We start from the raw sequence: 19,858 nt of genomic DNA on the forward strand, positions 1-19,858 counted from the left end.
AACCATTAGTGGATTTGTACGATTAATCGGTGGTTTTTTCGATCATTTGCCGAATAATAAGGCCTCTTGCTTGAAATTTCCGCATTAACCAAAAAAAATTTCCGGCAATTGGAATTGCTATAGACGATTGGCATTTTTTTGGTATTGTTTTCGTATCAGTGGCTGACGGCGCTCTATCTTGCGCCTGTCTCCGCTGGGGAAATCGGTCTCCGGTCCTCACTAGGATTTGCGAGATCGAATTTAACTTGACCGTTATGAAAATTAATTTCATCGTGGCGGAAAATTATCGCAGATATCAGGATAACCAGCAAAGAAATGGTTGCTTCTGCGAAAATGAATTACGAATGAACAGGGAACAAAGTTCATGAAGGTGGGAATTATCGGACTCGGATTCCGTCTCGGTTATCTGGGCTACGTTTTTCACGAGATCGACAAGGATTTCGAGATCGTCGGTTATGTCGATCCTGCCCCGGCCGGTCTGCCGGGTCTTGAGGAAAAGGGCATTTCGGCTGGCAAGGCCTATGACAGCCCCGAGGCGCTGATTGCCGGCGAGACATTCGACCTTTTGATGATCGGCTCACCGAACCATATGCATCTGGAGCATATCCGCATCGGGCTTGAAGCCGGTTGCACCATTTTCTCGGAAAAACCCATCGTCGTCAGCATCGAGGAAAGCCTCGAACTCGCCCGGTTGCTCAACAAGCATGGACATGAGCGGCTGCTGGTCGGTCTGGTCCTGCGTTACTCGCCGCTTTACCGCGATCTGCGCGCCGCGCAGGCCGAAGGCAAGCTGGGTGACGTCGTCTCCATCGAGGCTTCGGAACATATCCCGCCCTATCATGGCGCGTTCTTCATGCGCGACTGGCGGCGTTACGAGAACTATTCCGGCTCCTTCATGCTGGAAAAATGCTGCCACGACCTCGATCTCTATAACGGCGTGGTGGGTGCCCGGCCGCGTTTCGTTTCGAGCTTTGGCGGGCGCAAGAGCTTTACGCCTGCAAATGCTCCGCAAAATGACGGCATCAACGACATGGAAGTCTACCATCGCAAGCCGAGCGGCTGGATGGGTTCCGACAAGGTTTTCGACAGCGACGGCGATATCATCGACTACCAGACCGCGATCGTCGAATATGAAAATGGCGCATCGCTCGCCTTCCATACCAATCTGAACGTTCCCGACGATTTCCGCCGTTTCTGCGTCATCGGCGCCAAGGGCATGGCCGAGGGCGATTTCGTGCGCGGCTTCCTGAACGTGCACAATGCCCGCACCAACGAAAAGACCGTTGCCAAGACCTATTCGGCGGCAACCGTGCTCTCCCAGCATTATGGCGCTGATGAGCAGATGGCCGAGGACGTGATCAACCATGTCGTCAAGGGGACGCCCCTGCCGGTTTCCGCGCTCGATGCGATCGAGGCCGGTATTCTGGCGCTCGCCATGGACGAGGCGCGCCATGGCCGCAAGGTGGTCGATCTCAAGCCGGTGTGGGAGGAATATGATCTGGCACTCCACGGGCAGTTGAAGTCGCCCGCCGTGAAATCGGCTTAAGGGGGCGCTGCGATGGATGCGAAACGCAGCGCGGTTATCTTTGCCTGGCTTCTTCTTTTGCCGGCGCTTTTATACATCACTGTTATTGTTGCTTATCCGCTCGTCGATACCTTCATCCTGTCCTTCACGGACGCGTCGTTGAAAAAGACGACGAACTGGGTGGGTTTCATCAATTACGAGAAGATCTTCAACGAGACTTTCGCCGGGGTCATCACGCGGACCTTTATCTGGACGTTCTTTTCCGTCTCGATAAAGATGATCATCGGCACTTTCGGTGCGGTGTTGCTGAATTCGGCCGTTCCCGGTCGGGCCCTGTTTCGCATCCTGACGATGCCGCCATGGATCGTGCCGATGGCTATCGGCATCTTCATGTGGGGCTGGATGTATAACGGCCAGTTCGGCATGATTTCCGGTGTTCTACAGAATCTTGGCCTGGTGGACGGTCCAGTCGCCTTCCTCGCCTATGGCAGCACGGCTTTCTGGGCGACCATCATCACCGACGTATGGATCGGCGTGCCGATGGTGACGCTTTATCTGCTGGCGGCAATTCAGGCCATTCCGCAGGATCTTTACGAGGCAGCCTGGACCGACGGCGCCAGCCGCACCTACCGCTTCCGCCGCATCACGTTGCCGCTGATGCTGCCGGCCATGATTACCATGTCGATGATCTCGCTGATTTCGACCTTCAATTCCTTCGACATCATCTGGATCCTGACACAGGGCGGACCGACGGGCCAGACGACGACCATGATCATCGACACCTACAAGACGGCGATCGGTTCCTACAAATACGGTGAGGGCGCGGCGCGCGCAGTGCTGATCTGCATCTTCCTGTCCATATTCACCTACTTCTACTTCCGCATCACCAGCCGTATCTCGCAGGAGACCAGCCGATGACCGACAAAAATGCGATGATCAACCGTTACAGATGGTATGAGATCGTCGGGATTTATTGCGGCATCGCCGTATTCCTGACCTTCGTGCTGGCGCCGTTTGTCGAAGGGTTTCTGGTTTCGCTGAAACCGCTCAGCCTGCTTTTTTCGTCACCGTATAAGTTTTGGCCGGAAAACGGCTCCTTCGAAGCTTACCGGACCATGTGGGTCAGCGTTCCCGGCTTTGCCCGCTACGTCTTCAACTCCTTCTTCATCTCGACGATATCGACGATCATCGTTCTGCTTCTGGTGGTGCCGGCGTCCTATGCTTTCGCGCGGTTCCAGTTTCGCGGTCGCGGGCAATTGCTCGGCGCGTTTCTTGCGATCAACATGTTCTCCGGTGCGGTGCTTCTGATCCCGCTTTACCGGCTGATGCGCAATATGGGCGTCCTGAACACCTATCTGGCGATGATCATTCCCGGCGCCGCCTTTTTGATCCCCACTGCCATCTGGCTTTTGCGAACCTACATGCTGCGTATTCCGCGCGAACTGGAAGAGGCGGCCTATGTGGACGGCGCGAGCTATTTCTATACCTTCCGCCGGGTGATCCTGCCGCTTGCGATGCCTGGCATCGCCGTCGTGTCCATCACCACCTTCATCGGTGCTTATGCGCAGCAGTTCATCTTCGCGCTCACTTTCAATTCCAAGACCGAATATATGCCGCTGCCCATCGGCCTGTTTGCCTATTTCGGTCGTCAGGAAGTCGTCTGGAATGAGTTGATGGCGGCCAGCTTCGTCGGCATTGCGCCGGCCATGGTCGTCATCTTCTTCATGCAACGCTATCTCGTCAGCGGGCTTACCGCCGGCGCGGTGAAATAATCAACAATAGGAACGACCACCAGAAAACGGGAGACTATCTATGGCACTGAAACATTACGGATTGGCGCTTTGCGCCTTCGCATTTGCCGGTTCCACTGCCCTTGGCACGGTGGCGGCACACGCCGCCGACAAGGAGATCAGCTGGATCTATTGCGGCGACAAGATGGACCCCATCCATGAAAAATACATCAAGGAATGGGAAGGCAAGAATGCCGGCTGGAAGGTCGTTCCTGAAGTCGTCGGCTGGGCGCAGTGCCAGGACAAGGCAACCACGCTCGCAGCCGCCGGCACTCCGGTCGCCATGGCCTATGTCGGTTCGCGCACGCTGAAGCAGTTCGCACAGAACGACCTCATCGTTCCGGTGCCGATGACCGAAGACGAAAAGAAGACCTATTACCCTAACATCGTCGACACGGTTACCTTCGAGGATACGCAGTGGGGCGTGCCTGTCGCCTTCTCGACCAAGGCGCTCTATTGGAACAAGGACCTCTTCAAGCAGGCCGGTCTCGATCCGGAAGTGCCGCCGAAGACCTGGGCTGAAGAGATCGCCTTTGCCAAGCAGATCAAGGAAAAGACCGGCGTCGCCGGTTATGGCCTGCCCGCCAAGACCTTCGACAACACCATGCACCAATTCATGCACTGGGTTTACACCAATAACGGCAAGGTCATCGACGGCGACAAGATTACCGTCGACAGCCCGCAGGTTCTTGCAGCTCTGAAGGCCTACAAGGACATCACGCCTTACTCCGTCGAAGGTCCGACGGCCTACGAGCAGAACGAAATCCGCGCCATCTTCCTCGATGGCAAGGTTGGCATGATCCAGGCGGGATCGGGTGCCGCAACTCGCCTGCAGGAAACCAAGATCAACTGGGGTATCGCAACCCTGCCGCTCGGCCCTGAAGCCAAGGGTCCCGGCACGCTGCTCATCACCGACAGCCTCGCGATCTTCAAGGGAACCGGTGTCGAAGAAAAGGCGACCGAGTTCGCCAAGTTCATCACCTCTCCCGGCCCGCAGGGCGAATACGAACTGCAGGGCGGCGCTGGCCTGACCCCGCTTCGTCCGTCGCCGAAGGTTGATGAGTTCATCGCCAAGGACCCCTTCTGGAAGCCGCTGATCGACGGTATCGCCTATGGCGGTCCCGAGCCGCTCTTCACTGACTACAAGGGCTTCCAGGACACGATGATTGAGATGGTGCAGTCTGTCGTTACCGGCAAGGCGACACCGGAAGATGCCGCAAAGAAGGCATCTGCCGCTCTCGAGCAGTATAAGTAATCCACATTTATACGGTTGCGGGCGCAGGTCGCCCGCAACCTCATAATTCGTTGCGAGAATACCCGCCGCTATGACGGCAGGAGCTTCTCGTGTGTTTTAACGGTTCCGATAAGGCGCGATTTTTCCGTGTCGCGGAACGTCTCTGAACGCAGCCTGATGTCGGCTGGTGACGGGAGAGGCAAGTTTTGGGTCAGCTTTATCTCAACAACGTCCGCAAGAACTATGGACATTTCGAAGTCATCAAGGGCGTTCAGCTCGACATCAGGGATGGCGAGTTCGTCGTTTTTGTCGGTCCCTCGGGATGCGGTAAATCCACATTGCTGCGCATGATCGCCGGCCTTGAGGATATTTCCGCCGGCGACATCGTCATCAACGGCGTGAAGGTCAATGACTTGCCGCCGGTTAGACGCGGCATCGCCATGGTGTTCCAGTCCTATGCGCTCTATCCGCATATGACAGTTTTTGAAAACATCGCTTTTCCCCTCCGTGTCGAAAAGATGGAAGAGGGCAAGATCAAGGAAAAGGTCGAGGCCGTCGCCAAGATCCTGCAACTCGACCAGCGCCTGCAGCAGCGTCCCGGCATGTTGTCCGGCGGCCAGCGCCAGCGTGTAGCGATCGGCCGCGCCATCGTTCGCGAGCCGAAGATATTCCTGTTCGACGAGCCGCTTTCCAACCTTGACGCCGCACTTCGCGCCGACATGCGTATCGAGCTCACCAATCTGCATCGGACGCTGAAGGCGACGATGATCTACGTGACGCATGACCAGGTGGAAGCCATGACCATGGCCGACCGCATCGTGGTGCTGAATGCGGGCGAAATCTCCCAGGTCGGCGCGCCGCTGGAACTTTACCACAAGCCCGCAAACCTGTTCGTCGCCGGTTTCATCGGCAATCCGAAAATGAATTTCCTGAAGGTCACCTGCAAATCCGTCAGCGCCGATGGTGTGACCGTGGAGTATGAGGGCCAGACAATCACCGTGCCGGTGGAGCCGCGCGCCGGTCTTGAAGGCACGCAACTGACGCTCGGCATTCGCCCGGAACACACCGGTCTCGAAACGGCCGACCTGAATATCAAGGTCGCGCCCAGCGTTATCGAGCGGCTGGGTGTGAATACGATCGCTTATGGCGTCGCGCCCACGGGTGAAAATTATTGCGCGCTTCTTTCCGGTTCTGCGCCTGTTGTCGTCGATGAAACCATCGTCACCGGTATCAAGGCGTCGGATTGCCATCTGTTTGATGAAAGCGGCACATCGCTCGAACGGCGTGTCGACCTTTCTGTCCTCAAACTGATACAATAAAGGGCGGGAACCGGGCCATGAAATCTGTCTCGCCATGCCCGGTTTTCTGCGACGCTATCGGTTTTCAGCGGTCTTCGTCCTGCAGACGAAAAAGCAACGCCGGGCTTTCGGCCCGGCGTTCAAAACGGTCTGGCAGGTCCGCTGGATCACGGCATGGGATTGGGCATGTATCCGGTGAAACCGCTGATTTTCCAGCGGCCCTCATGCAGTCGGCAATAATAGAGCGTCTGCCATTTCATGACGTCGAAGCTGCCATCGGCCTTGCGAAGCCCGCCGTCGAACTTCTTGCGAACCAGCGCGGTCTCACCTTCCACTTCGATTTCTTCCAGCGTGGTGGTGGTGAAGATCGCATTGCGCGGGTCTTCAGCGAATTGCTGGGTCTGGAAATCCTGCGCCTGTCGCAGCCATTCGTCGCGATAGGCGTCAAGCGAGGGGAAGGACAGGCGCCAGTTGTCCGGGTTTGCATCCCGGTTGGCGTTGATGCCGAGAAAGCCGTCCTTTACGAAATCATCCGCGACTTTCGACCAGTCGGCAGTGAGGAAGGCGTCGATATCCCGCGTTACCAGCATGTCCCAGATGGAGTGGCGGGCGACGTCTGTTTCGGGAAAAGGGTTTTTGAATGGGTCGCGCATGATTTAGGTCCGTTGTTGAAATTATTTTCAAGATTTGGATATTTCTCTGGCGAAGATTGTTGGCATATGCTCATCTCGCAATCAACAGAGAAAATAATTTTCAAATCAAAGGTGTCCGGCGTGTCGTCAACGGGGCGAAACATGGTCGATTCATGGGTGTGTACGGTTGACGGGCGTCTCGGATTAGGGTGCATCGGAAACGGGGCCAAGCCTTAAGTTTTGGCGGAACGGAGACCGGTGAGCATGGATATTTTCGCAAAGATTCAAGACGACAGGGGACAGTTCTCGCAATCGGAGCGGCGGATCGCCGATATTCTGGCTTCGGACTTCGAGTTTGCGGTCAATGCATCGATCATCGAGCTTGCCGCCCGCGCCGAGGTTTCCCCGCCAACTGTGACGCGGTTCTGCCGCCGTCTGGGGTGCCAGAGCTTTTCGGATTTCAAGGTCAGCCTTGCCAAGACCGCTTATGTCGGCATCCGCTACCTCACCTCGGAACCGACAAGCACGGGCCCGTCGGACGTCGCCGAGGAAGTGCTTGCCAAGGCGCAGGAGGCGCTTTTCCTGCTGCACAAGACGCTCGATCCCGCCCTGGCCGACGAAGCGGCCGTCCGGATTGCCAATAGCGGCATGATCTACGCGTTTGGAGCCGGTGGTAATTCCTCGATGATCGCCTCGGAAATTCAGAACCGGCTGTTTCGCCTTGGCCTGCGCGTTTCGACCAGCGCCGATCACAGCATGCAATTGATGATGACTGCCGCTGCGCGGAAGGAAGACGTCATCATCGGATCCTCCTTTTCCGGCCGCAACATGGAATTGGTGAAGTGCTTCAGGCTGGCGCGGGAAATGGGGGTTACCACCATCGCGCTGACCCAGAGCGATACGCCCGTCGCCTTGGCCGCCGATATGGTGGTGGCCGTCAACGTGCCTGAGGGAAACAATATCTTCCGCCCAACATCATCGCGTTATGCCTATCTGGCGGCGGTTGATGTTCTGGCGACGCTAGCTGCCTATCACCACCGGCAGCGGTCGATGGTGACCCTGCGGCACATCAAGCAGCAGCTTGTGGAGCATCGTGATCCGGACGACCGGCAATTGCTGGGTGACTAGAGCATTTCCAGTGAGCCGCGTAGCGGTTTCACGCCCGGAAAATGCATAAAAACAAAGATGTAGAGCGGCTTGACCTCAAAACCCGCTCTGGAAAGCCTCGAAGGAGTAGCATGACATGCAGGACAGGAAAGACCAAGTCGCCGTCGTAACGGGCGCGGCGGGCGACATCGGCCGGGCAATTGCCGCGGCGCTTTCTGAAAGCCACGCGAAGGTGGTGTTGGTCGATATCGATCCCGACGCCCTTTCCAATGCGCTTTCCCTGCTTTCCGGTTCCGCCTTCGTTTCGAAAACCTGCGACGTCACCGATCCGCAGGATCTTGCAAGGCTGGCCTTGGAGGTTGCGGAGCTGGGTGATGTCGCGACCCTCGTCAACAATGCTGGTGCTGCAAGGGCCGTCAGCCTGCACGACACGACCGCAGAGATATGGCGCAAGGACAATGCCCTTAACTTGGAAGCACCGTTTCTCTGCTTCAGGGCTTTCGAGGACGCACTTAAGCGCACGCAAGGGTCTGTCATCAATATCACCTCCGTCAACGGCATGGCTGTGTTCGGCCATCCCGCCTATAGCGCGGCAAAGGCAGGCTTGATCCATCTGACGAAGCTGATCGCTGTCGAATATGGAAAATTCGGCATCCGTTCCAATGCTGTTGCTCCAGGAACTGTGCGCACGCAGGCTTGGGAAGCGCGGGCGGCAGTCAATCCTCAGGTCTTCGAGGAAGCGAAGCACTGGTATCCGTTGCAGCGCATCGTGAGGCCTGAGGATGTCGCCAACGCCGTCGCTTTTCTAGCCGGGCCACAGGCAGCGGCCATCAGCGGCGTGTGCCTGCCGGTGGATTGCGGCCTGACGGCAGGGCAGGCGCCGCTCGCCCGCACTTTCTCACAATCCGAACACTACTGACCGAAGTCCTCTCGGGCTTGAAGCACAATAAAGGGGAGCATCATGGCGCTCGCACAATTTCGTCTCGAAAACTCATGGCATCCGCTCGAAGATTCCGCATCGGGTGGCTTCACCTTCACCCTGTTCAATCTTTCCAGCGAGCCGGTGAAGGATTTCCGGATCGTCTATACGTCGCTGACGCGGACCATCGACAAGCCCGTTTGCGGCAATGCCATCTATCTGCGCCGCAATGCCAATTTCCATGAATTTGCGCCGCCAACGGGTTTCGTGCTCGAAGCCGGGAAATCGTGGCGTTTTACCGTTGACGGCCTGCTCAGGCCTGCCCGCCATCGAACAGACGGTGCGAAATCCGCCTATATCAGCCTTGCCGACGGCACACATCGCGCGGTTGATGTCGCTGACCTGATGCTTGACGGGCGCCATAGCGAGCCGGCGCCAGCCCTGCTTCCCGAAGGAAAGCTCGATCTGCCCTTCGCCATCCAGCCCTGGCCTGCGGAAATCGATGCCGCGCCGGGCGAAGACTTTCCCGTCGCACTCTTCCCGACGGAAGAGGCAGGCAAGGAAGAAGTGCTTGCGGTGGAAACTGTTTCGTCGCTGTTCCGCAGGCTTTTTGCCGTTGGTCACGTGCCTTTCAGCCTCGCGCCTGTTCATGAGGGCAAACCGCTTCGTTTCAAGCAACATAGCGGTCTGGAAGCGGAAGGTTATCGCCTGTCTTTCTCTGATGACGCCGTCGTCGTGGAATATTCGGCCGCTGCAGGTCTGCAATACGGCCTGACTGTGCTCGCGCAATTGCTGCACGGCGCGCGCACCGATACCAAATTCCGTTTCCCGGTTTCCGGCACCATCGCCGATGCGCCGCGTTACAGCTGGCGCGGTTGCCATCTGGATGTCTCGCGACAATTCTATCCGACCGGTGATGTCGTGCGGCTGATCGACATTCTTGCATGGCTGCGCATGAACCGGTTCCATTGGCACCTGACGGATGACGAGGCCTGGCGTCTCGAAATCAAGGCTTACCCGCTGCTGACGACAGTCGGCGCGACGCGCGGCCCGGATGCGCCGCTTCTGCCGCAGCTCGGCAATGGGGCTGAGCCGGTTTCCGGTTACTACACGCAGGATGATGTTCGCATGGTCGTCGCGCATGCGGCGGCACTGAACATCGAAATCGTACCAGAGGTCGATATTCCCGGCCACAGCACGGCGGCTCTCGTGGCCTATCCGGAGCTGACGGATGGGCAGGAAGCGCCGGACAGCTATCGCTCCGTACAGGGCTATCCCAACAATGCGCTCAATCCCGCCATCGAGCCGACCTATGAATTCCTTGGCAAGATATTCGACGAGATGGTGGAGCTTTTCCCCTCGCGGCTGATCCATATCGGCGGCGACGAGGTAGCAGATGGCTCCTGGCTTGCCTCGCCGCTTGCCAAGTCGTTGATGGAAAAGGAAGGCCTCGACGGCACCTTCGGCATTCAGTCCTATTTCATGAAACGTATTCAGGGGATGCTGCATGAGCGCGGCCGCCAGCTTGCCGGCTGGGACGAAGTTTCGCACGGCGGCGGCGTCGATCCCTCGGGAACATTGCTGATGGCCTGGCAGAAGCCGGAAGTTGGCCTGGAGCTTGCAAAGCAGGGCTACGACGTGGTGATGACGCCGGGACAGGCCTATTATCTCGACATGGTGCAGGATGAAGCCTGGCAGGAGCCGGGCGCAAGCTGGGCCGGCACCGTTCCGCCGTCGCATACATATGCTTACGAGGCAGTCGGTGAGTTCCCCGAGGAATTGAAGGAGCGGATGAAAGGCGTTCAGGCCTGCATCTGGTCCGAGCATTTCCTCAATCGCGCCTATTTCAACCATCTGGTTTTCCCGAGACTGCCCGCCATTGCCGAGGCGGCGTGGACGCCGAAAGCGCAGAAGGACTGGCTGCGTTTCTCCGCCATCGTCCGCTTGAGCCCGGTCTATTGAGAGGAAGGCGAGATGCGTATTGCCGTTGGTGGAATTCATACCGAATGCAGCACCTATTCGCCGGTGCTCATGCGTCAGGAAGATTTTCGCGTCTTTCGCGGGGCGGAGTTGCTGGAAGCCGAATATTTCAATTTCCTCGGCGAAGGCGGGGCGGAAGTGTTGCCGCTTCTGCATGCGCGGGCGGTGCCGGGTGGCCCGGTGTCGCGCGCGGCCTATGATGCGTTCAAGCAGGAATTCTTGGAGCGTCTCAAGGCTTGCCTGCCGCTCGACGGGCTTTATCTCGCCATGCATGGCGCGATGAATGTCGAGGGAATGGACGATGCGGAAGGGGACTGGATTTCCAGCGCCCGCGCCGTAGTCGGACCGGATGTGATCATTTCCGCCAGCTACGACCTGCACGGCAATGTCAGCCAGTCGATCATCGACCAATTGGATATTTTCGCCGGCTACCGAACTGCGCCGCATATCGATGTGCGCGAGACGATGGCGCGGGCGTGGACGATGCTCATCAAGGCTCTGAAAACTGGCGAGAAGCCCGGTGTGGCATGGGCGAAAATCCCCGTTCTCCTGCCGGGTGAAAAAACCTCCACGGAAGATGAACCGGCCAAAAGCCTCTATGCCGTCTTGCCGGACTACGACGCGCGGCCCGGCATTTGGGATGCGAATTTCATGATCGGCTACGTCTGGGCCGATGAACCAAGGGCGACGGCCTGCGCTGTCGTGACCGGGACGGACAGGGAGGCCGCGCAGGCGGTCGCCTCGGAGATTGCGCAATCCTACTGGAATGCCCGACAGGATTTCCGTTTCGGTCCCGTGACCGAACCGCTCGAGGTCATCATGGATATTGCGGAAAAAACAACAACCGGGCCGATCATCCTGGCGGATTCCGGCGACAATCCGACCGGCGGCGGGGTGGGCGATCGCGCCGATGTTCTGGCGGCGTTGATTTCGCGCAATTGGCAGGGCGCGTTGATCGGCGGCATCACCGACAGGCCGGCGGTCGAGGCCTGTTTTGCGGCGCGCGAGGGCGCGGCGCTTTCCCTGAAGATCGGCGGCAGTCTCGATCCCGAAAGCCCTTCCATCACCGTCGAAGCCAAGGTCCTGAAACTGGACGATCCAGGTGCTTCCGATCAGCGGCAGGCGGTAGTCGTGATGGATGGCATTACCGTCATTCTGGCTGCAAGGCGCAGGCCCTATCACATGATCGCGGATTTCACCCGTCTGGGCTTCGATCCGAAGGCGGTAAGGCTGCTGGTCGTCAAGTCAGGTTATCTTTCGCCGGAGCTTGCGCCCATCGCCAATCCCAATCTCATGGCGTTGACGGAGGGGGTTATCAATCAGGATATCGAAAACCTCCCCAATCGCCGCCGGGATGGCGATTTTTACCCATGGAAACCGCATTTCAACTATATCCCGAAACCCATCCTTTCGGCCCGCTGGCGATGACAGCGGTTCGATAGCATTTCATTCAGCGATCCGGCCGTGCCAGATCATCTCAGGCGAACCTTCATGCCGTCGGCTCTTTCCCTCGTTTTCAACAATCCGTCGATCCGCATCGGGGCGCTCGCCATCCTGTTCTTCGGATTTTCGAATGCCGCCACCGCCCCCTATCAGGCGGTGATCGGCATTCGCGAAATCGGGCTCAGCAACACCGTCTATTCCCTGCTGATGCTGTTTGCCGCCATCATCAATGTCAGCGCCAGCGTCCTGATGGGCATCGTTGCAGACCGGCTCGGCGAATATCGCAAACCCATGCTGCTGATCGCGCTTTTCGGCGTCAGCGGCTATCTGCTGGTTTATCTCGTTGGTAATGCCACCGCCTTCGTGACCGCAAAGCTGCTGCTCCTGCCGATTTTCGGGGCGATGAACTCTCTGATTTTCGCGCATGTGCGCGCCGATGCCCGCAATCTTTCGACGGGCGACATGATTGCCGTGAATTCGATCATGCGGGCCACCATCTCGCTTTCATGGGTGCTGGTGCCTGGTATCGTCGGTATTTTTCTGGTGAATTCCGGCAATATGCTGCTGGCTTTCCTGTTCTCAGGCATCTGCGCGCTTATCTGCTTTCTGCTTGTCGCCTTTTGCCTGCCGCGCACGGCCACGCCGGCATCGGTGAACACGCAGTCACGTTTCGGTGTCCGCGCTTCACTTGCGGAAATCGGCGAGCGACGGGTGCTGCTGCGGATCATCGCCATCGCGCTCATCTGCTCGATGCTGCATCTCAATGATTCCATCCGCTCGCTCATCATAACGGGTCAGGCAAAGGGAACGGTCGCGGATATCGGTATCGTCGCGGGCATCGTTGCCGCGCTGGAAATCGTCTTCATCCTGCTGTGGGGCTGGATCGAAAAGAAGGTGCCGCAAACACTGACTCTTGCGGCTGGAGCGGGGCTTTATGCCATCTACCTCATCCTGCAGGGTCTCGCGACGGCACCTTGGCATATCTATGCGCAGACCTTGATCAGCGCGCTCGGCGCAGCCGCCATCATCAGTATCCCGATCACCTATCTGCAGGAACTGATTGCGGATCGGCCGGGGCTTGGAAGCTCGCTGATTGCCGTCAACATCTTCCTCGGCGCGGGTTTGGGTGCGCTGATTTTTGCCGTCGGCACGCTCGTCACGAGCTATTCAGGCACTTCAATCCTGGGAGCGGTTGTGGGTCTCGGCGGCGTTTACATGCTCTACGCGCTTGATGGGAAGGGCCGCCGCAGGTAGAGCGTCGGACCGAAAAGTGTGGGCGGTTTTCGGATAAGCCGGCGCGAAAACACGGCACATTCAAAAGAAAGAGGTTACGATGATTCTCGAGATTTGCGTGGACGACGTGGCCGGTCTGGAAGCGGCGGTCAGGGGTGGGGCCGACCGAATAGAACTTTGCGCGGCATTGTCCGGTGGCGGTGTGACGCCGTCTGCGGGTTTCATGCACCGGGCGGCGGCCTACGCCCTGCCTGTGAGCGTGATGATCAGGCCGCGCGCCGGGGATTTCGTGTTCACGCGCGACGAAGCCGATGTGATGAAACGCGATATCGATGCGGCGCGCGCGGCGGGGCTTTCCGGCGTGGTGCTCGGTGCCTCGCTTGGCGATGGCTCGCTTGATATTCCCTTGCTCGAAGAACTGCGCCGCCACGCCGACGGGCTGGATATGACGCTGCACCGGGCGATCGACGTTGTTCCTGACATGGATGAAGCATTGGAGGCCGCTATCGCGATGGGCTTCCCGAGAATTCTGACCTCCGGGGGCGCGCGTTCGGCGCTTGAGGGCATCGAGACCTTGGCCCGATTATCCGAGCTTGCCGCCGGGCGAATTGTCATCATGCCGGGGGCCGGGGTGCGTCCACCAGTCGTGCAGACATTGCTGGACCGCTTTCCCATTACGGAGATCCACGCATCCTGTTCCGCCATTCCGTTTTACGATCCGGAAAGCCGGGTGGCGAAACTCGGTTTCACCGGCGCGGGGCGCAAGGGCACGGATGAAGAGGCCGTTCGCGAGTTAAAGGCGATCCTCACCGCTCATCAAAAAGGCGGCGTAAAGCTCTAGCCGTTCCTGCGGCGCCATCGAGATCGAGGTGGATCACGTCCGGTCCCGGCAGGGCCAATGCCGCCCTGATGGCATCGGCCATGGATTGCGCAGAGATATCCTTCTCTTCCAGAACCTGTGCCAGTCCCAGCCGCGCCAGCCGTTCGGCGCGGGCGCTCTGTTCCGTTTCGCCATCGGCCGCAAACGGGATCAGAAGCGAGCGGCATTTTGCCTGTAGAATATCGCAGACGGTGTTGTAACCGGCCTGCGAAACCGAAAGCCGCGCGCCGGCAAGCAGGCTTGCGAAATCCTTGCGGAAGCGGAAGATGGACACATTTTCGGGCGCCTGCGCCGAGATCGCATCGAAATCTGCCTGCGGCATGTTGGGGCCGGTTATGAGGCACCAGCTTTTGATCTCTTCCAGCAGAGGCGATGCCTCAAGTGCGGCCCGGATAAGGGCTGCACCAACGGCACCTCCGCCAGCGGAAACGACGATATCGAATTTCTCCGCCGGTTCCGGCGATGGCAGCGGCGCGACGAGGCCGGTATAGACAACGCGCTGGCTGATTTCGCCGGCAAGGGGAAAGGTCTCCTCCAGCCGGACGAAATCCGGATCTCCGTGGACCAGCACCGCGTCGAAATGTTTCTTCACCAGCGACACGGTTTCTTCGTCCCGGCCGGGTTTGGTTTTTTCCTGCAGAATATCGCGCAGCGACGTCATGACGAGCGGGCGTGGTTCACTGTCCTCGATCTCGTGCAGAAGCGGCAGCAATTCGAAACGCACCTGCCTGCGGCCGAAGGGGAAGGCCTCTATGATGACGATATCCGGCTTTGCGCCGTGATAAGCGCCGATCAGCATATCCGTTCGCAGCTTCTTGAAGTCGTCATCGACCGGTTTGCCGGAACTATCGACAAGGCCGGAAAAGCTGCCGTCGCTAACGGCGATCGGCGGCAATTCGACATGGCGGATGCCTTCGCCCGGAAAGCCGGGAACCGGGGTGCCACCTGTCACCAGAACGACATCGAAACCATCAGCCTGAAGGGCATTGGCAACGCGGCTGGCGCGGGCGATATGGCCGATGCCCAGAAGGTGCTGGACGTAGAAGAAAACGGAAGGGCGCTTTTCCGTATCGGTCATGGCGTTTTTTCCCACTCGGTTTCGAACAGCGTCTTCAACTCGGCAATGCTGGTGCGGTTGTCGAAGGCGGTTCGCACACGGTTTTCCGCCGCACTACCCAGACGCTCACGCAATTGCGGATCGGTAATCGCCGTGCGCAGAGCCTCGGCGAAGGCAACCGGATTTTCGGGTTCCGTCAGGAGGCCGTTTTCACCGTCCACGAAGAATTCCGGAATGCCTGATATATTGGTGGAAATGCAAGTCAGTGCCTGGCTGGCGGCCTCGACCAGCACATTGGGAAGACCGTCTCGGTCACCATCGCTGGTGATGCGGCAGGCAAGGGCGAAGAGGTCGGCCTCGCGGTAATTCTCCAGCACCTGTTTCTGGTCCATGGCGCCTGTCCAGACGATCCTGTCGGCGATGCCAAGCTCGTCGGCGAGTTTTTTCAACCCGGCAAGTTCGTCGCCGCCACCGATATGGGTGAAACGCCAATGGATTTCCTGTGGAAGCGAGGCCAAAGCCTGCAACAGAATATCGATGCCCTTTTTCTTGACGGCCCGTCCAACACTCAAAATCCTGACCGGATCATGAGCGTCCGATCCATCTCTTTGCGGACGCGGCGTGTCGAAATGCGGGAAGCGGGTGAGATCAAGACCGTGATAGCTCAAATGCACATTTTGTTTGACGCCGGAAAGGGTGCGAAGATGCTGAAAGCCGCTTGCGGTGCAGGTCACGGCCCACCGGGCGCTTTCCAGCTTTGCGGCAAGGTCCCGGTCGCTGGAGGTCCAGATATCCTTGGCGTGGGCCGAAATCGTCCAGGGCGTGCCGGTGATAAGATGGGTATAGGCGGCGACCGAGGCGGGTGTGTGGATGAAGTGGACATGCAGCCACCCGGCATCTACAGGCCATTCGTGCGCCAGCACGGCCGCCTGCCCGAAACGGCGGAAGCGGTTGCGGCTGAGATCGTGCGGCAGATCGCTGAAAAACCGACGCAGCGCCTTGGTGAAGCCTGACTTTTTGCGGCATGCCCACAGGGCCTTCAGCACGCGGATGGGCTCGTCATGCAGATATTCCGGCAGGTAGGTCACGGGTGCGCGGATTTCATCGTGAACGGGGTGGCGTTTTTTATCCGTCGGGCGGCGCATGGACATGAGTTCCAGCGTAAGGCCAGCCTTTTCAAGCCCTAGAAGTTCCTGGGCGATGAAAGTCTCGGACAGGCGCGGATAGCCCTTGAGGAGCACCACGATTTTTTTTGTGTCGGTCACGTTGCGCGTGTCTCTTTTGAAGCGGTGGTTGTCGGGGAGCCGGTTACGCTGTCAGCGTTATTGGCACCTTGTCGCCCTCGGGCGGCAGCCATTCGGCTATCCGTTTCGAAATGTTTTCCAGACCATCGAGCTTCAGGTCCTGCGAATTGACGGAAGGCGGCGCGCGATTCGGCAGCGCTTTAAGAGCTGCCGCCATTTTTGCCGGATTCTCGGCATCCTCAGGTAAAAGCATGTCGAAAAGGCCGAGCTCCGACGCGCGGCTTGCGCGGATAAGCTGCTCCTCCCTCGGCACCGTGCGCGGCACGACGAGGGCAGGCTTGTCGAACGACAATATCTCGCAGACGGTGTTGTAGCCGCCCATCGACACGACGGCCTGAGCGCCGGCAACGAGGTCTTCCATGCGGTTGTCGAATTCGATGATCTCGATGTAAGGAATATCGGCAACACTGCTCATGAATCGCTGGCGCTGGTCTGCCGGCATGTAAGGGCCGAGCACCACGAGCGCCTTGTGCGTCAGTTCGCTATCATGACGGTAGGCGTTGATGACGTCATCGATCAATTCGCTGCCGTCACCGCCGCCGCCAGTGGTGATGAGAAGATAGTCGCCCTCCGGCCGGTGCGCCACGGTTTCCGCCTGCGTTTTGGAGCGTTGCAGGAAGCCGACGAAATCCATCTTGTCGCGAACGGTCTGGGGAACATCGAGGCCCGTCAAGGGGTCGTGGAAATCCGGTGGGCCATAAATCCAGACGTGGTCATAGAACTTGCCGATCTTGGTCATCACGTCATTGCGCTTCCACTCCGCTTCAAGCAGCTGCGGTGCGTCCATGACGTCACGGAGGCCGATGACAAGCTTGGTTCCCTGTCCCTTGAGATACGCGAGCGTTTCCTCCACCTCGCCACGAAGACCCATGGGCTCCTTGTCGACGATGAAGATATCCGGCTGGAAGCTTTCGGCAGTGTGATAGATGATGGAGCGGCGCATCTTCAGTGTTTCCTGAAGATCGATATGCCGGTCCATGGAGGTGTATTCGCCGTTGCGCAGCTTGATGACGCTCGGGATTTTTACGAAATCGACACGAGCGCGATAATCGAAGGCGCCGGCGATAGTCGCACCCGAAATGATAAGCACGTTGAGGCCGCGATAATCCTCCACCAGCGCGTGAGCTATCGTGCGACAGCGCCGCAGATGTCCGAGGCCGAAGGAATCGTGGCTGTACATGAGGATGCGTGCGTCGTTCAGACGGGAGGTCATCGGCCACACCTCTTTTTGCCTTTCCCAAAAAAGGCGATGGTGGAAGAGCAGTTTATCAAGGCGTGTTCCATTTTATCTGAAGGGATCCGCAGCATCACGTAGTCCGTCACCGAAGAAATTAAAGGCCAGAATGACGAGAACAACCGGAATCGTCGGGATGAGAAGCCACGGATATAGCGCAATGACGCTGACGCTGCGCGCCTCCGTGAGCAGAATTCCCCAACTTGTGATCGGCGGCCTGAGGCCGAGACCAAGGAAGCTCAGCGCGGTTTCGCCGAGAATCATGCCCGGTATCGTCAGCGTCGCCGAGGCGATCAGATGTGACATGAAGCCGGGGATAAGGTGCCTGCCGATGATGCGCGGCGTGCCGGCGCCCATCAGTTGTGCAGCCAAAACATAGTCTTCCTCGCGCAATGCCAGCAATTTGGAGCGCACGGCGCGCGCCAGTCCCGTCCAGTCCAGCATGCCGAGAATGATGGTGATGCCAAGATAGACGAGGATCGGACTCCAGGTCACCGGCATGATTGCTGCGAGTGCGAGCCACAGCGGAATGCTCGGAATGGATTGCAGGACTTCGATGATACGCTGGACGATGAGATCGAAAGTGCCGCCGCGATAACCTGCAAGACCGCCGATCACAATGCCGAGAACGAAGCTCATGGCGACACCGAGAAGGCCGATCGTCAGCGAGATGCGCGCGCCGTAGATGATTCGCGACAGCACGTCTCGTCCAAGCCGGTCGGTGCCGAGCAGGAACATTTCACCACCTTCGGCCGGACATACGAGGTGGGTTCTAGCCTCGATCATGCCCCAGAAATGATAGGCATCGCCCTTGCAGAAGAAACGCAGCGGCTGGATATCCGTCGGCACATCCCGGTAGACACGCCGCAGATTGTCCATGTCGAGCGTCATTTCCCGACCATAGACGAAAGGCCCGACAAATTTTCCGTCATTGAAAAGGTGAATGGCCTGGGGTGGGGCGTAGATATGCTCGATATTGCGGGTGTGAAGATTGTAAGGCGCGAGGAACTCGCTGATCAGGATCGAAAGATAAAGCACCACCAGAAAGGCGCCGGACCAGACGGCGATCTTGTGCTGGCGGAACTGCCACCACATGAGCCGCAGCTGCGACGCCTTGCTGAAGGCCGCCATTCCGGACGTATTGGGTTCGATGAGCGACGGGTCGAACGGCGCCGTCGAAACGTAGTGGGGCAGTGCTTCGCCGGATGTCGGGATGGATGAAGTCATTTGACGTTACCACCTCCGAAGCGGATTCTCGGGTCAAGTATGGCAAGGGCGATATCCGACACAAGAACGCCGATCACCGTGAGGAAAGCAAGGAACATCAGGAAGGAGCCGGCCAGGTACATGTCCTGGCTTTGCAGCGCCCGGATGAGCATCGGACCGGTTGTTTCGAGCGACAGCACGACGGCGGTGATTTCCGCGCCTGATATGATAGCCGGCAGGATCGAGCCGATGTCCGAGATGAAGAAATTCAGCGCCATGCGCAGCGGGTATTTGATCAGCACCTTGAAAGGGTGAAGCCCCTTGGCGCGGGCGGTTACGACATATTGTTTCTGCAACTCGTCCAAGAGGTTGGCGCGCAGGCGGCGGATCATGCCGGCGGTTCCGGCCGTTCCGATGATGAGGACGGGTATCCAGATATGTTCGAGAATCGATTTGAACTTTGGCCAGCTCATCGCCTGGTTCAGATATTCCCGGTCCATCAGATGGCCGATGGAGATGCCGAACCAGATATTGGCGAAATACATCAGGATCAGCGCCAGCATGAAGTTGGGGATGGCGATGCCAAGCAGACCTAGGAAGGTCAGGCCGTAGTCGCCCCAGCTATATTTGTGCGTGGCGGAGTAGATGCCGATCGGGAAGGCAAGAATCCAAGTGACGATGATGGTGACGAAGGACACCAGAACCGTCAACCACAGACGGTCTCCCACAACCTCGTTTACCGGGAGCTGATATTCGAAAGAATAACCGAAATCGCCAACCAGCATGCCGGTTGCCCAGCGGAAGTAACGGATCGGCGCCGGCTGGTCGAAGCCATAGCGGACGCGCAACTCCTCGATTTCGGCAAGGTTTGCGGTCTCGCCCATGGCGCGCAGTTCGGCGACGTAGCTTTCGAAATAATCGCCCGGCGGCAATTCGATGATGGTGAAGACCAGCATCGAGATCAGGATCAGCGTGGGGATCATGACGAGGATGCGCTTGAGAATATACCGCAGCAT

The 19,858-nt window shown here is 58.4% G+C and carries 17 protein-coding genes; 11 read left to right on the top strand and 6 right to left on the bottom strand.

Annotation, left to right across the window (positions count from 1 at the left end; translation table 11 throughout):
• Positions 1-364: 364 nt before the first annotated feature.
• The 5 genes from F617_RS0116770 (at position 365) to F617_RS0116790 (ending at position 5,868) form a co-directional block, all read left to right on the top strand.
• Positions 365-1,546 carry a Gfo/Idh/MocA family protein gene (locus tag F617_RS0116770; protein ID WP_003516769.1) on the top strand — a complete coding sequence of 394 codons (1,182 nt, stop codon included), beginning with the start codon at positions 365-367 and terminating at the stop codon, positions 1,544-1,546.
• Positions 1,547-1,558: 12 nt separating this feature from the next.
• A complete protein-coding gene (locus F617_RS0116775) occupies positions 1,559-2,443 on the top strand; it encodes a carbohydrate ABC transporter permease (protein ID WP_003516771.1) in 885 nt (294 codons plus the stop codon).
• The gene (locus F617_RS0116780; RefSeq protein ID WP_003516772.1) at positions 2,440-3,297 is read left to right on the top strand and encodes a carbohydrate ABC transporter permease; all 858 of its coding nucleotides are present in this window, start codon (positions 2,440-2,442) and stop codon (positions 3,295-3,297) included. Before F617_RS0116775 ends, F617_RS0116780 begins: the two co-directional genes overlap by 4 nt.
• 40 nt (positions 3,298-3,337) lie before the next feature.
• A complete protein-coding gene (locus tag F617_RS0116785; protein ID WP_003516773.1) occupies positions 3,338-4,570 on the top strand; it encodes an extracellular solute-binding protein in 1,233 nt (410 codons plus the stop codon).
• 185 nt (positions 4,571-4,755) lie between these two features.
• Positions 4,756-5,868, top strand: coding sequence for an ABC transporter ATP-binding protein (locus tag F617_RS0116790; RefSeq protein ID WP_003516776.1), 1,113 nt, complete (start codon positions 4,756-4,758; stop codon positions 5,866-5,868).
• A gap of 146 nt (positions 5,869-6,014) precedes the next feature.
• Here the strand turns inward: F617_RS0116790 and F617_RS0116795 are convergent, their stop codons facing one another.
• On the bottom strand, positions 6,015-6,500 hold the full coding sequence (locus tag F617_RS0116795) for a hypothetical protein (protein WP_013636865.1): 486 nt from the start codon (positions 6,498-6,500) through the stop codon (positions 6,015-6,017).
• 243 nt (positions 6,501-6,743) lie between these two features.
• On the opposite strand from F617_RS0116795, the gene F617_RS0116800 reads away from it, so the two are divergent.
• The 6 genes from F617_RS0116800 to F617_RS0116825 all read left to right on the top strand — a co-directional run bounded on the left by F617_RS0116800 (position 6,744) and on the right by F617_RS0116825 (position 14,002).
• Positions 6,744-7,607 carry a MurR/RpiR family transcriptional regulator gene (locus tag F617_RS0116800; RefSeq protein WP_019566073.1) on the top strand — a complete coding sequence of 288 codons (864 nt, stop codon included), beginning with the start codon at positions 6,744-6,746 and terminating at the stop codon, positions 7,605-7,607.
• 115 nt (positions 7,608-7,722) lie between these two features.
• The gene (locus F617_RS0116805; RefSeq protein WP_003516784.1) at positions 7,723-8,505 is read left to right on the top strand and encodes an SDR family oxidoreductase; all 783 of its coding nucleotides are present in this window, start codon (positions 7,723-7,725) and stop codon (positions 8,503-8,505) included.
• 42 nt (positions 8,506-8,547) lie between these two features.
• Positions 8,548-10,467 carry a beta-N-acetylhexosaminidase gene (locus F617_RS0116810; protein ID WP_019566074.1) on the top strand — a complete coding sequence of 640 codons (1,920 nt, stop codon included), beginning with the start codon at positions 8,548-8,550 and terminating at the stop codon, positions 10,465-10,467.
• A 12-nt stretch (positions 10,468-10,479) separates the two neighbouring features.
• The gene (locus F617_RS0116815; RefSeq protein WP_019566075.1) at positions 10,480-11,913 is read left to right on the top strand and encodes a M81 family metallopeptidase; all 1,434 of its coding nucleotides are present in this window, start codon (positions 10,480-10,482) and stop codon (positions 11,911-11,913) included.
• Positions 11,914-11,976: 63 nt separating this feature from the next.
• Positions 11,977-13,182, top strand: coding sequence for an MFS transporter (locus F617_RS0116820; protein WP_019566076.1), 1,206 nt, complete (start codon positions 11,977-11,979; stop codon positions 13,180-13,182).
• Between the two features lie 79 nt (positions 13,183-13,261).
• A complete protein-coding gene (locus F617_RS0116825; protein ID WP_019566077.1) occupies positions 13,262-14,002 on the top strand; it encodes a copper homeostasis protein CutC in 741 nt (246 codons plus the stop codon).
• Here the strand turns inward: F617_RS0116825 and F617_RS0116830 are convergent.
• The 5 genes from F617_RS0116830 to F617_RS0116850 all read right to left on the bottom strand — a co-directional run bounded on the left by F617_RS0116830 (position 13,968) and on the right by F617_RS0116850 (position 19,858).
• Complete coding sequence (locus tag F617_RS0116830; RefSeq protein WP_019566078.1) at positions 13,968-15,119, bottom strand: glycosyltransferase family protein; 1,152 nt, start codon at positions 15,117-15,119, stop codon at positions 13,968-13,970. The genes F617_RS0116825 and F617_RS0116830 overlap by 35 nt on opposite strands.
• Complete coding sequence (locus F617_RS0116835; RefSeq protein WP_019566079.1) at positions 15,116-16,363, bottom strand: glycosyltransferase family 4 protein; 1,248 nt, start codon at positions 16,361-16,363, stop codon at positions 15,116-15,118. Before F617_RS0116835 ends, F617_RS0116830 begins: the two co-directional genes overlap by 4 nt.
• 43 nt (positions 16,364-16,406) lie before the next feature.
• Entirely contained in the window at positions 16,407-17,615 is a 1,209-nt protein-coding gene (locus F617_RS0116840) for a glycosyltransferase family protein (RefSeq protein ID WP_003516795.1), read from the bottom strand.
• A 72-nt stretch (positions 17,616-17,687) separates the two neighbouring features.
• Positions 17,688-18,863 carry an ABC transporter permease gene (locus F617_RS0116845; protein ID WP_019566080.1) on the bottom strand — a complete coding sequence of 392 codons (1,176 nt, stop codon included), beginning with the start codon at positions 18,861-18,863 and terminating at the stop codon, positions 17,688-17,690.
• The gene (locus F617_RS0116850; RefSeq protein ID WP_003516797.1) at positions 18,860-19,858 is read right to left on the bottom strand and encodes an ABC transporter permease; all 999 of its coding nucleotides are present in this window, start codon (positions 19,856-19,858) and stop codon (positions 18,860-18,862) included. The genes F617_RS0116845 and F617_RS0116850 overlap by 4 nt, the downstream gene beginning before the upstream one ends.

This window comes from Agrobacterium sp. 10MFCol1.1 (genome assembly GCF_000381165.1).
Lineage (GTDB): Bacteria > Pseudomonadota > Alphaproteobacteria > Rhizobiales > Rhizobiaceae > Agrobacterium > Agrobacterium tumefaciens.